This window comes from Mesorhizobium sp. WSM3859 (assembly GCF_002295065.1).
GTDB lineage: Bacteria > Pseudomonadota > Alphaproteobacteria > Rhizobiales > Rhizobiaceae > Mesorhizobium.
In genome coordinates this window covers 284,161-298,184 of sequence record NZ_NSGG01000008.1, presented here as the reverse complement: position 1 = coordinate 298,184, position 14,024 = coordinate 284,161, and the positions used below count along the sequence as shown (strand labels likewise).

At 62.5% G+C, this 14,024-nt stretch carries 9 protein-coding genes; 4 read left to right on the top strand and 5 right to left on the bottom strand.

The features are described from left to right. The 3 genes from CK230_RS33155 to CK230_RS19365 form a co-directional block, all read left to right on the top strand. A partial coding sequence (locus CK230_RS33155) for a DUF5801 repeats-in-toxin domain-containing protein (RefSeq protein WP_245429973.1) occupies positions 1-2,312 on the top strand: 2,312 nt, incomplete at its 5' end. Positions 2,313-2,384: 72 nt separating this feature from the next. Continuing rightward, on the top strand, positions 2,385-4,130 hold the full coding sequence (locus CK230_RS19370; protein WP_245429972.1) for a type I secretion system permease/ATPase: 1,746 nt from the start codon (positions 2,385-2,387) through the stop codon (positions 4,128-4,130). Positions 4,131-4,133: 3 nt separating this feature from the next. Beyond that, the gene (locus tag CK230_RS19365) at positions 4,134-5,660 is read left to right on the top strand and encodes an HlyD family type I secretion periplasmic adaptor subunit (protein ID WP_095818718.1); all 1,527 of its coding nucleotides are present in this window, start codon (positions 4,134-4,136) and stop codon (positions 5,658-5,660) included. A 91-nt stretch (positions 5,661-5,751) separates the two neighbouring features. Here CK230_RS19365 and CK230_RS19360 read toward each other — a convergent pair whose 3' ends face one another. After that, positions 5,752-7,797 (bottom strand): flotillin family protein, encoded by a 2,046-nt coding sequence (locus CK230_RS19360; RefSeq protein WP_095818717.1) that lies wholly within the window; start codon positions 7,795-7,797, stop codon positions 5,752-5,754. A gap of 449 nt (positions 7,798-8,246) precedes the next feature. Continuing rightward, a complete protein-coding gene (locus tag CK230_RS19355; protein WP_095818716.1) occupies positions 8,247-8,549 on the bottom strand; it encodes a DUF982 domain-containing protein in 303 nt (100 codons plus the stop codon). 293 nt (positions 8,550-8,842) lie between these two features. Here CK230_RS19355 and CK230_RS19350 point away from each other — a divergent pair, with 293 nt between their 5' ends. Beyond that, positions 8,843-10,300, top strand: a complete 1,458-nt coding sequence (locus tag CK230_RS19350; RefSeq protein WP_095818715.1) for an NCS1 family nucleobase:cation symporter-1 — start codon at positions 8,843-8,845, stop codon at positions 10,298-10,300. A 110-nt stretch (positions 10,301-10,410) separates the two neighbouring features. Here the strand turns inward: CK230_RS19350 and CK230_RS19345 are convergent, their stop codons facing one another. From CK230_RS19345 to CK230_RS19335, 3 genes are all read right to left on the bottom strand, one after another. After that, the gene (locus CK230_RS19345) at positions 10,411-10,998 is read right to left on the bottom strand and encodes a DUF1697 domain-containing protein (RefSeq protein ID WP_095818714.1); all 588 of its coding nucleotides are present in this window, start codon (positions 10,996-10,998) and stop codon (positions 10,411-10,413) included. A gap of 22 nt (positions 10,999-11,020) precedes the next feature. Continuing rightward, on the bottom strand, positions 11,021-12,658 hold the full coding sequence (locus CK230_RS19340) for a CTP synthase (RefSeq protein WP_095818713.1): 1,638 nt from the start codon (positions 12,656-12,658) through the stop codon (positions 11,021-11,023). Positions 12,659-12,885: 227 nt separating this feature from the next. Beyond that, on the bottom strand, positions 12,886-14,016 hold the full coding sequence (locus tag CK230_RS19335; protein WP_095818750.1) for a L,D-transpeptidase: 1,131 nt from the start codon (positions 14,014-14,016) through the stop codon (positions 12,886-12,888). Positions 14,017-14,024: the final 8 nt, after the last annotated feature.

Below are 14,024 nucleotides of genomic sequence, written 5' to 3'. Positions count from 1 at the left end.
AGGACGACGGCCCGACGGCGGGTATCGCCCAGGGCGCTCCCACGGTGGCGCATGACGAGACCGCGGGCGTCCAGGCCGATGCCGACGACACCACGGCGGCAGGCGTCGTCAGCCTGTTCGCGGGCGTCACCAATGTCAGCACCGACCTGAGCCCGACCGGCTACGCGCAGGATCCGAACGCGGTGGTGAGTTCCACCGGAAGCTCCTATGGCGCCGACCAGGAGGGCGGCACGACCGCATTCTCGCTGGCGGTGTCGGCCGCTGGCGTGGATTCCGGCCTCGACACCACCAACGGCACCAGCATCTTCCTGTTCAAGGAAGGCGACCTGGTGGTCGGCCGCATCGGCTCGGCCGCCGGCGCGGCGGCATTCGCCGTCGCCATCAACAGCACCAGCGGCGTCGTCAGCGTGGCGCAATACGCCTCGATCCATCATCCGACCCCGGGTGGCAGCTACGACGAGTCGGTCAACATTACCGACAGCACCTTGCTGGCGGTGGTTACCGTCACCGACGGCGACGGCGACACCGCGACCAGCTCGACCGGCATCGGCGATGCCGTGCAGTTCCAGGACGACGGCCCGACGGCGGGTATCGTCCAGGGCGCTCCCACGGTGGCGCATGACGAGACCGCGGGCGTCCAGGCCGATGCCGACGACACCACGGCGGCAGGCGTCGTCAGCCTGTTCGCGGGCGTCACCAATGTCAGCACCGACCTGAGCCCGACCGGCTACGCGCAGGATCCGAACGCGGTGGTGAGTTCCACCGGAAGCTCCTATGGCGCCGACCAGGAGGGCGGCACGACCGCATTCTCGCTGGCGGTGTCGGCCGCTGGCGTGGATTCCGGCCTCGACACCACCAACGGCACCAGCATCTTCCTGTTCAAGGAAGGCGACCTGGTGGTCGGCCGCATCGGCTCGGCCGCCGGCGCGGCGGCATTCGCCGTCGCCATCAACAGCACCAGCGGCGTCGTCAGCGTGGCGCAATACGCCTCGATCCATCATCCGACCCCGGGTGGCAGCTACGACGAGTCGGTCAACATTACCGACAGCGCCTTGCTGGCGGTGGTTACCGTCACCGACGGCGACGGCGACACCGCGACCAGCTCGACCGGCATCGGCGATGCCGTGCAGTTCCAGGACGACGGCCCGGCCATCGGACTTATCGCCGATGGTCTGGTGGACTTCGCCAATGGCAGCACGGTGACCAAGACGCTCAGCGGAGTGGTCGGGGCGGATGATCCGGCAACCTATAGCATCACCGCCTCGCCGGCGACCCTGACGATACTGGACGGCACGTCCTCGCAGCTGACCCTGCTCAGGGACCTCACCAGCAACGACACTGTCGCTACCTACTACAAGGATGTCGATGGCAGCTCCACACACACCGCCGGAGATATCGACTTCTTCAGGCTGACGCTATCGGGCGGCAACTACACCTTCGACGTCCTCCAGAATCCGCCGCCTGCGGAGCTCAATTTCAGCTTCGCCGGGGCACCCTCCGGCAGCAACCTGTTCATGACCTTCGGCGATCCGACCTCCACCCAGATCGTGGTGATCGGGAAAGACCCGTTGAACCAATCCCAGGGCGGAAACATCACGACCAAGGATGTGCTCAACATCAGCCAAGCCGGCAGCACCACCTCGTTCGGCGTCAACGGCAACGCAATCAATCCCACCGAGGGCGCGATCATCACCTTCGTCACCGGTGCAAACACGAACTTCCTCGTACCGAATCTGGACCAGAACGAAGCCGATGTCGAAGCGAACATAGCCTTTCAGAACGTGTTCAATACAACCTCGGCCTCCTTCACCGTCAACCAGACAAATCCGGGCGTCGGACCCGTCACCGTCAAGATCACGGCCTTCAGCACCGCTGCGGAGCCGGGAGCGAATTTCGTTGACGGGCTCACCGGCGACACACACGTCAACATCACGTCGTTCTCGCTAACCGACTTCGTCGTCAAGACAGGCAATACGCAATTTACTCCAGATGCCTCGATCGACGCCAACGGCAACTTGATCATCACCGGCCTGAGCACCGGCGACAAGGTGTCGTGGACGACGAGCGGAACCCACGACCGCGTGCTGATCGAAAACATCAGCAACGCGGACGGCATTTCGGGCAACGACAACAACACCTTCGATATCGGCGGCTTCGGCCTCAGCCAGGCGCAGCCGGCGCCCGACGAGAAGCTCGACTTCACCGTGCAGATCGCCGATGCCGACGGCGACACGGCAAACGACAGCTTCTCCATTGGCATCGATGGCACGGGCATCTTCAACGACAACCACGTGGACGGCGTCATCGCCTGACCGACTTGGGCCGGACGCCTCCTCTGGCGTCCGGCCCGACAACAGCAAGGCGTGGAAACGGGGGTATCCGTGATGCAGCCAAGACCGAACTTCCAGGAGGTGATGCGCTTGGCGCGCCATCAGGCACCCGCCCTCCTCCTCTTCAGCCTACTCGCCAATCTTCTGCTGCTCGCCAGCACCGTCTACATGCTGCAGATCTACGACCGGGTGCTGTCGAGCGGGTCGATCGACACACTGTTGTGGCTCACCCTTGCCGTGATCGGCGCCATCGCCGTCTACGGCATGTTGGAACACGCCCGCCGCATGATGCTTGGCCATATCAGCCAATGGCTGGACGATCAGCTCAGCGTTCCGGTGATCGAACGAGCCATGGAGGCACGCCTTGCCGGCAGCGGCATCGAGGCCGGCCCGAAGGATCTTGGGGATCTGCGCGGCTTCGTTGCCGGTGACGGCATGCTGACTTTTCTCGATGCGCCATGGACGCCGGCCTTCCTGGCATTCATGTGGCTGTTGCATCCGGCGTTGGGCGTGGTCGGCCTTGCCGGCGCGGCACTGTTGTTCTGCGCCGCGCTCGCCAATGATTTCCTCACCCGCCGCAAGGGACAGGAGGCAGCGGCAGGGCTGCGCCGCAGCCAAGTCGCGGTCGGTCAATATGTCGAGGGTGCCGAGACATTGCGCTCGCTCGGCATGTCCGAGCCGGCATTGCGGCGCTGGGAAGAAAACCAGCAGTCGTTGATGCACCTCCAGTGCCGAGTTTTCCGGCGCACCACCATCATCGGCAGCCTGTCGCGCTCACTGCGCCTCGCTCTCCAGGTGGCCGTGCTTGGGCTCGGCGCCTATCTCGTCCTGCGCCGCGAATTGACGGCGGGCTCGATGATCGCGGCTTCCATCCTGCTCAGCCGCGCGCTAGCGCCGATCGAGCGCTCGATCGGCGCCTGGCGCAGCCTGGTCAGCGCACGCGCCGCCCGCCGCAACCTGATGAAGCTCTTCACCGAAACCGCGTCGGCGCAAAATGCCGGCGTTACCTTGCCGCGTCCGCTGGGTCGGCTGAAGCTGGAAAACCTGCATTACTGCGCGCCGGGCACGCCGCAGCCGCTACTGAATAAGATAGGCTTCGGCGTCGAGCCCGGGCAAACCTGCGGCGTGATCGGTGCGTCCGGCTCCGGTAAGACCACGCTGTGCCGTCTTATCGTCGGCGCGCTGCGACCTTCGCTTGGCCATGTCAGGCTGGATGGCGCGGAAGTCTGGAACTGGCCTTCGGATCAACTCGGCCCGAATATCGGCTATCTGCCGCAGCAGGTTGAATTATTCCCCGGAACGATCGCCGAGAACATTGGCCGCCTGCGTGACGTCGATAGCGAAGCGATCATTGCCGCGGCGCAACTCGCAGGCATCCATGAGATGATCCTGCGGCTCCCGAACGGTTACCGCACCGACGTCGGTCCGCATGGGGCTAGGATCTCGCGCGGCCAGCGCCAGCGAATTGCTCTGGCCCGGGCGCTGTTCGGCGATCCCCCGCTGATCGTTCTCGACGAACCGAATACCGGGCTCGACAGCGAAGGCGAGACCGCGCTGTTTAGTGTGCTTCAGCAGCTGAAGGAGCGAGGCCGCACCGTAATTCTCGTCACTCATCAGATCAATCTTTTACGCACGGCCGATCACATCGTTGCCCTGCGGGATGGATCCATCTCGATGTTCGGCACGCACGACGAAGTGCTCGGCGCGCTGGCAGGCCAGCCCAAGCGAATCCCGGTGCCGGCGGCCATGCTGGGCAAGATCGCCGCCAATGCGCCGGCGAACCTGAAGGCAGCGGAGTGAGCTATGAGCGATCGATTTGCTGAGTTCTCGGCAATGCTGGGCCGGCTGACGGACAGCGTGCACGAACTTACCGACAAGCTGACCGCCTCCGCCAGCGATCTCAGTGCGGTGGTATCGGTTTGGTTGAATGGGATCGACCAACAGTCTCGCACCGCGTTGCTGGCGGCGAGCGGCGGCATCTTCCTGATCTTGATTGCAGCGCTGCTCCCGGGACGGTCACGCGCCTACCGCGCCAGCAGGCGCAGTCTGGGGCAGCGGACGCGGCCCGCGCGGATGCTCGGCTACGCTTCGGCCATCCTTTTCGTCGGCGGCACCGCCGCATGGTCCGGCGTTGCTCTCCTGGCGAGCGCCGTCGTCGCCAACGGCGTCGTCAGCCCCGAGGGCTATCGCAAGACCGTCCAGCATCTGGAAGGCGGCATCATCGGGGCGATCCATGTCAAAGAGGGCGACAAAGTCAGCGCCGGCCAGGTTCTCATCAGCTTGAATACTACCCAGGCCCAAGGCCGCTACGACGAGTTGCGGGGGCACTATATCCGCCTGCTGGCGACCGAAGCGCGACTGGTTGCGGAGCTTGCCGGTCAGGACCGGATCACCTTCCCCAAGGAGTTGACGTCGATCGACAGCGAAATCGCGCGAAAGGTGGTCGTCGAGGAACAGGCGCTGCTCGACAGCCGCCTGGCAACCCGTCAGGGGCGCACCCAGATCCTGAACAAACGCATCGCCCAGATAGAAGAGCAAAGCACCGGGGCGCGGGACGTCATGGCAGCCGAGGCCGAGCAGCTCGGACTGATCGACCAGGAGATCGCCTCCGCGCAGGAGATGTACAAGAAGGGCCTGGAACGCCTGCCACGGATATTGGCGCTGCAGCGCGCCCAGGCCGACATCCGCGCCAATCAGGCGACGAACCGAGCCCAGGTAGCCCACAACGACCAGCAAATCGGCGAGACCGAGTTCCAGCTCCTCAACCTGCGCCAGCAGGACAGCGAAAGCGCCAATGAGGATCTTGCCAAGGTACGCAACGATCTCGCCGAATTGCGCAGCCAGTTGCCTTCCCGGCAGGATGTGCTGGCGAGGACAGACATCCTCGCGCCGATCGCCGGAACGGTGATGAACCTGCGCGTGACGACCGAGTCGGGCGTGATTGCCAGCGGCCAGGCGCTTCTCGATATCGTTCCGAACGAGCCCAATCTGATCATCGATTCACGCATCAGGCCTACGGATATCGACGTGGTCCACCCGGACATGCCCGCCCGCGTCGTGCTGTCGGCTTATCCGAGCCGGCATCTGCCGCAGATCCATGGCCTACTCGTCTCGGTGTCCGCCGACCGGCTGACGGATGAGAAAACCGGCGAGCCCTATTTCCTCGCGAAGGTGAAGGTCGATAAGGCCGATCTCGCGGAGCTGCACGACGTCCGGCTGTCGCCCGGCATGCCCGCCGAAGTGATGATCCTGACCGGCGAACACACTTTTCTCGACTATATGCTGGCCCCCGTGCAGGCTTCCCTTACCCGCTCCTTCAGGGAGAATTGAGCGGATAGGACGAGGCGGCCGGCATGAGCGCGTCGCCGCGCCAGGTTTCGACCGAGCGCAAAATGGGCCGGTCCAGCCGGCCCATCCTCAATCATTCCTCCTCAGCCGGTTCCGGGATCGCATCCGGCAGGGTCTGCCGTCCAACCCGGTCGGCGACGAGCATCGAAAGCATCATCTCGACAAGGCCGTTGGCGGCTCCCTTCTCGCCGCCATTGGCGCCGATCTGGATCTGCGGCACGAGCGGCAGCCTGCCATTCTCGATCGCCTCGGCAAAGCGCATGAGAACCTGCGAGTTGAGCTGATAGTCCGGGCCGCCGAAGGCCGCGACCTTCTTCTCGGTGGCCTCGGCCTCCGCCAGGCCGATGGCCCGCACCTTCTCGGCCTCCGCAAAACCGGTCGCCTTGATACGTTCGGCATCGGCGAGCGCGACAGCTTTGATCATGTCGGCCTCGCCTTGGCCGGAGAGGCGCACCTTCTCTGCCTCTGCCTTGGCGGTGACCTGAATGGTTTCCGCCTCCTGGCGGGTGCGGGCGAGTTGCGCCTTGCCCTCGTTCTCACTGATCTCGATGGTAAGTGCCGACGTCGTGATCTTGGCTTGCTGTTCGGCGAGCGCCTCCTTCTCACGCAACGTGCGTTCCTGCGTAGCCGCCCTCTCCTGCAGTTTGTAGGTCTCGACCTTTTCGACCGCAATCTGGCGCTCGCGCAGCTGGATCAGGATCTGCTCTATGCTGTTCTGGCCATCGGCGGCACGGGGCGTACCGATCAACACCTCCTGCAGCTCGAGACTGTAGGAATTGAATTTCTCGCGCATCTCCTCGCCCGACTTGTGCTGGATATCGCTGCGCTCCTGCAAGAGCTGGATCAGCGTCTTTGTCTGGGCAATATTCTTGAAGTAAGCGGAAACCATCGGATCGAGCGTTTGTTCGACCAGCCGCTTGATGTCGCCGAAACGCTGCACCACGAGCGGCGCCTTCATATAATCAATATGCACGACGACGGAGAGCGGCAGCACAGGCTCGAACGCATCCTTGGTGATCAAGGACACTTCGGACAGATTCTCGTCCAGCCGGTGTTCGCCAAACTGTTCCTTCGTCCACTTGAGCACGAAGTTGGTGGTCGGCACGGTGACGATATTGCCGGCATAGGTATTGAACGCATACTTGCCCGGCAGCAGCGGCGTCGACCAGACACCGCGTGCGCCGACTTCGACCAACTCGCCGTGACGGTATGCCTGCCCGGATATGTCCGTGCCGTGGCGCCCGTTATAGGAGACGACGACACCCACCGTGCCAACGTCGATGATCGTCTTCTCGACCAGTTCAACAGTCGCGAAAATGCGATTGAGGAAGTAGCTGCCGTCGGCCAGCACCTGCAGCTGGCGGCCGCGGTAGCCACCGGCATTGAGAAACTTTTCCGGGTCCTGAAAATTGTTGTGGAAGTTCGGGTCGCTCGGATCGTTGGCGACGGTCGGTGCGATGATCTCGCCGTCCGGCAAGGCCGGACCGTCATGGATGGTGACGATGCCGATCATGTCCTCGGCATTGTGGATGACGACCGGCTCAAAGCCGCCCCGGTCCGAGATCAAGCTGGACATGTTGGAAAAAAGGCTTTGTTCCGACGAGCTCAGATTGACGGCATACGTCGACTGAGCGGTGAGCACGACGAATTGTGCGAGATTGATGGCATAGGTGCCTTCGCGCAAGATCTTGCGCTGCGGTCCTTTCTGTCCGCCTTTCTCGAGAAAGCCGCGCACATCCTGGAAATCATCGGCGTCGGTGTTGGAAGCAAGTGTCTGCGTCGGAGGCAGCGGCTTGCCATCACGGGCAAAGACATAGCCGATCTGACCCTGCGGGATGGTCACGAGATTGGCGCGATGCATCGAATATTGGAACGGCATGAAGAAGTGCAGGCCGCCGCGCACGACTTCCGGCTGGTAGCCTGCCTCGCGGTTGAGCGCTATGAAGCCATTGCTGACAGAGCCGCGAAAACTCCATAGTTTTTCCAGGATGCCGAGCCTGTCGTTTGGGATGTAGCGGACCACGCCGCTCCACCGGAACAGGATCGCCAGCACGATGACCAGCACGGCTACCTCGATCGCCGTCCATTTGATCGGGTCGAGATATTGCAGGACTTCCATCTCTTGTCTCCTATGGGGCGCACGGGTTGATCCACCCGACGGCCACCCGTTTGGTGTTGATTGACAAAGCGGGGAGATCGCGCACCCACACGCTCGCCGCGCTAAGGGCGTGTCGAACCTTTGGGCTGCTCATTGCATGGGAAGTGACCGCGCGTCCCGAGTCCCCCGTTAGGACAAGCGTGGCCGTAAGCGATGTTACATCGGTGTTGCCTTGATAGACATAACAATAGATGACGTAGGAATAGCGCCAACAGGTTTAAAGATACTTTGCGCGGAAATCGAATAAGTATTTTCAACGCTTTTGCTATTTCGAAAGCGTTGGCTTCTAGAAATTGGCAAAAAGGAAATGGCGCTCTTGACGAGTCAAAACGGCGGGGCCTGGAACCAACAACGCCTCACATGCCGCGCCGTTGCCGACGCAGAGCTTTGATTTCAAAAGGATTTTTCGACTAGCGCCGCAGCGCGTAGACATTGTCCATCGACGCACCACCCAGTGGCAGCGCCATGTCGTCGTCGAGCAGCCGGGTGATGCGGGCAAAGCCGACAAAGGCTTTCCTCGCTTCCTCAGCCGACATCTTGCCCGACATAGCCGCCGCACAGCAATTCAGGGCGCATTGATAAACCGGGCCGCGTCTGCCCGTTGGCCATTTCCGCAGGAACACCATCGCCTCGGAGACGCTATCGACTTCCTCCACAGGGTATCCCTGCCCACGCGCAATTCGCACTGGGGTAAAGAAATGCAAGCGATCCATGATTATCCTCCCGGCCGACCGCAGTGCAGTCGAACCAGCATAAACGCACGTCCAGCGCCTTGGTTCCAAACAAATTTGGTTGCCGATGGAAAAAGTTCGGAACCCGGCATCCGCATAAGGCCTCATGGCGACTCAGCCCGATGCAGGCTTGGAGGCGGCGGATAACGGCGATTCTCATTGAATATCTTTAAGGCGAAAGCCGGCAAATGGATTGCTTGCCGGTTCCCCAGCGTCAGGCTTAACCTCTGCGGTCAAACGCGTGAGGGCGCGTTTGCAAGAAGGGGAACAACGACATGACCATCCAAGGCGCATCGCCTGACCTCTATAACGAGGATCTGGCTCCGGCAACGGTCAGGAACTGGGGACCGTTTTCGATCTTCAATGTCTGGACTTCGGACGTCCACAGCCTCTGGGGCTACTATCTGGCGGCCAGCCTGTTTCTGTTCTGCGGCGGCTTCGTCAACTTCATCATCGCCATCGGCATCGGCTCGCTGATCATCTACGCGCTGATGAACATGGTCGGCTATGCCGGCGTGAAGACCGGCGTGCCCTACCCCGTGCTTGCCCGCGCCTCCTTCGGCATCTGGGGCGCCAACATTCCGGCGCTGGTGCGCGCCATCGTCGCCTGCTTCTGGTACGGTGCCCAGACGGCCGCGGCGTCGGGGGCCATCGTGGCGCTGCTGACGCGCCTGCAATGGTTCGACGAGTTCAACAAGACCTCGCATCTTCTGGGACATTCGACCCTGGAGGTGATCTGCTTCGTCGTCATCTGGGCATTGCAGCTGTTGATCATCCAGAAAGGCATGGAGACGGTGCGCCGCTTCCAGGACTGGGCCGGCCCCGCCGTGTGGGTGATGATGCTGCTTCTGGCCATTTATCTCTGCGTGAAATCGGGCAGCTTCGCCTTCACCAGCGACATCCCGATGGACGTGCTGCGCGAGAAGACCGCCGACGCCGGCATTCCAGGCGACCCTGGGTCGTGGACCGCGCTGTTCGGTGCCGCGGCGATTTGGGTGACCTATTTCTCGGCGCTCTATCTCAACTTCTGCGATTTCGCCCGCTACGCGCCGGACACTGCAGCACTGCGCAAGGGCAATATCTGGGGCCTGCCGGTCAACCTCATCCTGTTCTCGCTGGTCGCCGGCGTCACGACGATCGCCGCCTACGACGTTTACCATGAAGTGCTGCTCCACCCCGACCAGATCTCGGCCAAGTTCGACAGCTGGTTCCTGGCGGCCCTCGCTGCGCTGACCTTCGCGGTGGCGACGCTGGGCATCAACGTGGTGGCGAATTTCGTCTCGCCGGCCTTCGACTTCTCCAACGTCTTCCCGCGTCAGATCGACTTCAAGAAAGGCGGCTACATCGCGGCATTGATCGCGCTGGTGCTCTATCCCTTCGCGCCGTGGGAGGGCAGCGCCGCGCATTTCGTCGGCATCATCGGAGCGACGATGGGACCGATCTTCGGCGTGATGATGGTCGACTACTATCTGATCCGCAAAAGCGAGGTCGATGTACCGGCGCTCTATCGCGAGGACGGCGAATTCCGCTTCCAGGGCGGCTGGCATGTCAATGCCTTCATCGCCGCCGGCATCGGCGCGATCTTCTCCTCGATCCTGCCCAATTTCACCAACCTGCTGCCGTCCTGGTGGGGCGTCTATGGCTGGTTCTTCGGTGTGGCGATCGCCGGCGCCGTCTACTACGTCCTGCGCACTATGGCGCTTGGCGCGGGTGCCAGAACAGCCAAGGCCTGAGCGCACACTTTCCCCTTCTCCCCTTGTGGGAGAAGGTGGATCGGCGCGATAGCGCCGAGACGGATGAGGGGTGTTCCAGCGGAGTGAGACGCTGGCGTTCCGAACACCCCTCATCCGGCCGCTTCGCGGCCGCCTTCTCCCACAGGGGGAGAAGGGAAGGCCCCGCCTACCATCTCCGCCAGCCGGCGCACCGTGTTCCAGTTGCGCGACGTGCCGATGCCCAGGCTCTTGTGATTGGCGGCTGCAAGCAGCCGCGAGCTCGGCCGCTCGCGCGAGAAGACGAGCCAGATATCGCCGTCGACCAAAAGCACCTTCTCATCGTCGGCCGCGCGGGCCTGAAGTCCCGATAGCGCTTCGTCGGCAACAGGTTGGCGCATCACCCGAATCGCGACCTGGTCGCCGGCTTCCGCCGATTCGGCAGGGAACGGATTGGACGCCGCAAGCTTCAACCAATCCTCTGCGCGGCGCACGATAATATCGACATGGCGGCCGAAAGTTTTCTCGAAGGCCTTTTCCAACCGACGCTCAAGTTTTGAAATTTCACCTGTCCGCGCCTCGAAGACCAGGTTGCCGGTCGATACCAGCGTGCGGACATTGTTGAAGCCGAGACCTTCGGCCATCGCCTTGAAGTCGGACATAACGAGGCGCCGGCCTTCGCCGAGGCCTATGCTGTAGAGCAGCGCGACATAGGTTTGCATAGCTGGTTCGCCAGCCGATGGTTCAAACCAGGCGCGACTGGTCCACTGCCGCCGAGATGAAGCTGGCGAACAGCGGATGCGGTTCGAGCGGCCGGCTCTTCAGTTCCGGATGGTATTGCACCCCGATGAACCAGGGATGGTCCGGATATTCGACCGTCTCCGGCAGCACGCCGTCGGGCGACATGCCGGCGAAGACCAGTCCGCACTCTTCCAGCCGCTGCTTGTAGTCGATGTTGACTTCGTAACGGTGCCGGTGGCGCTCGGAAATCTGCGTGTCGCCATAGATGTCGGCGATCTTGGAGCCCTTGGCGAGTTCGGCCTGGTAGGCGCCGAGCCGCATGGTGCCGCCGAGATCGCCGGTAGCCCGGCGCTTCTCAAGCATGTTCCCCTTCAGCCATTCGGTCATCAGGCCGACGACCGGCTCATCCGTCGGGCCGAACTCGGTCGACGACGCGTGATCGACGCCAGCCAGCGAGCGTGCCGCCTCGATGCAGGCCATCTGCATGCCGAAACATATGCCGAAATAAGGCACTTTCCGCTCGCGCGCGAATTTTGCCGCCAGGATCTTGCCTTCCGAACCGCGCTCGCCAAAGCCGCCGGGAACGAGGATGCCGTGCACCTTTTCCAGCCAGGGAGCGGGATCCTCCTTCTCGAAGATCTCGCTCTCGATCCAGTCGAGCTTGACCTTGACTTGGTTGGCTAGGCCACCATGCGACAGCGCCTCGATCAGCGATTTATAGGCATCCTTCAGCCCCGTGTACTTGCCGACGACGGCGATGGTCACCTCGCCTTCCGGATTGTGGATGCGCTTGGACAGCGCCTGCCACGGCTCCATGCGCGGCTTCGGCGCCGGGTCGATACCGAAAGCGGCCAGCACTTCCGAATCGAGCCCTTCCTGGTGATAGGCCATCGGCACGTCATAGATATGCGGCACGTCCAGCGCCTGGATGACGGCGCTTTCGCGCACGTTGCAGAACAGCGACAGCTTGCGGCGTTCTTCCTTCGGGATCGGCCGGTCGGCGCGCACCAGAAGGATGTCCGGCGCAATGCCGATGCCGCGCAGTTCCTTGACCGAATGCTGCGTCGGCTTGGTCTTCAGTTCGCCGGCGGTCGGGATGTAGGGCATCAGCGTCAGATGCACATAGACCGCGTTGTTGCGCGGCAGGTCGTTGCCGAGCTGGCGGATCGCTTCCAGGAACGGCATCGCCTCGATGTCGCCGACCGTGCCGCCGATCTCGCACAGCACGAAGTCGTAGTCGTCATTGCCGTCCAGCACGAAATGCTTGATCTCGTCGGTAACGTGCGGGATCACCTGAACGGTGGCGCCGAGATAGTCGCCGCGCCGCTCGCGCTCGATGATGTTCTTGTAGATGCGACCGGTGGTGATGTTGTCCTGCTGGTTCGCCGAGCGGCCGGTGAAGCGCTCGTAATGGCCAAGATCGAGATCGGTCTCGGCCCCGTCATCGGTCACGAACACTTCGCCATGCTGATATGGCGACATCGTTCCGGGGTCGACATTGAGGTAAGGATCGAGCTTTTTGATCCGCGCGCGATAGCCTCGCGCCTGCAGGAGAGCCCCAAGAGCTGCTGCGGCGATGCCTTTTCCGAGTGAGGAAACCACGCCGCCTGTGATGAATACATATCGCGCCATGGGAGTCATCGCTTAACGCGGCCTGATTGATTCCGCCAGAGAAAAAACCGCCGCGAAGGCTTTTTCCCAAAATGGCGCCGGGACCCGCCAGGGGCTTTTGCGAAGCATGTCGCCCAAAAGTGCTAAGCAGTTTGGGAGAACGACATGCGTCAAAACAGAAACTCAAAACAAAAGGGCCGGCGGTGCCGGCCCTTACGGCAGTGTGATTCAACGCGTCAGATGATAACGACTAGTTGTTATATAATAACAACTTTGGTGCCGACCTTGACGCGGCTGTAGAGGTCCATGACGTGCTCGTTGATCATGCGGAAGCAGCCATTGGAGGCGCTGGTTCCGATCGACTGCGGCGCGATAGTGCCGTGGATGCGCAGATGCGTGTCCTTCTTGCCGTCATAGAGATAGATGGCGCGCGCGCCGAGCGGGTTCTCGCCGCCGCCGGGCATGCCGTCCTTGTACTGGCCGTAATGCTTCGGCTCGCGCTTCTGCATGTCGAGCGTCGGGATCCAGCGCGGCCATTCTTGCTTGTCTCCGACCGCGACCGTGCCCTTGAACTGCAGGCCCTCGCGGCCGACGGCGATGGCGTAGCGGCGGGCAGTGGAAAACGACTCGACGAGGTAGAGGCGGCGAGCGCTGGTGTCGATCACGATGGTGCCCGGCTCATAGCCGGTGAACGTGACGTCCTGCGGCACGAATTCGGGCTTCACCTTGAACGGCCGCTTGGCGTCCTTCTTGGCGAGCGCCGAATCAAGTGCGCGGGTCTCCGGCAGATAGCTGATCGAAGATACCGAGGCTCCGCCGAACAGGCCTGCGAACAGCCCGCCGCTGCTCGTCTGCTTCTGCCCCGGGTTTTCGCTGCGCAGCTCGCCATTGTTGCCGGTGGCGGTGATGTTCATGGCTTCGGCCGGGATCGCCTCTTCGGCCTTGACCGGACCGAGCAGCGCTATCGGCTCCAGCGGCGCGAGGATATTGGTGGTCTTTTTGGCCGGTCTGGCGTCTGCGACTTCAGTCGAAGCGGCGCTGCCGCCCTTCTTTGCGAGCCATTCCTGGCGCGCCTGATCCGCCTTGGCCTTGGCCGCTTCACGCATCGCCGTCTTGCGAGCTTCGAGCGCCTTTTCCTTGGCGCCTTCCTTATCGGCCGCGATCTTGGCCTCGAGCTTGCTGATCTGCGCGAGGTCGTCTGAGGTCGGGTTTTTCTTCTTCTTGAGCAGCTTCAGCTGCGATGCGTCGCTCTTGCTGGCGACGACTGGAATGGCGTCGGTTGTCTCTACCGACGGGGAAGTGGCCAGGTTTGCCGGTCCGGCAAAGGCCGCGGAACCCATGCCGAGGATGGCACAGACTCCCAGGAGGATGAAGCTGCGAAGCTGCATGGCGATGA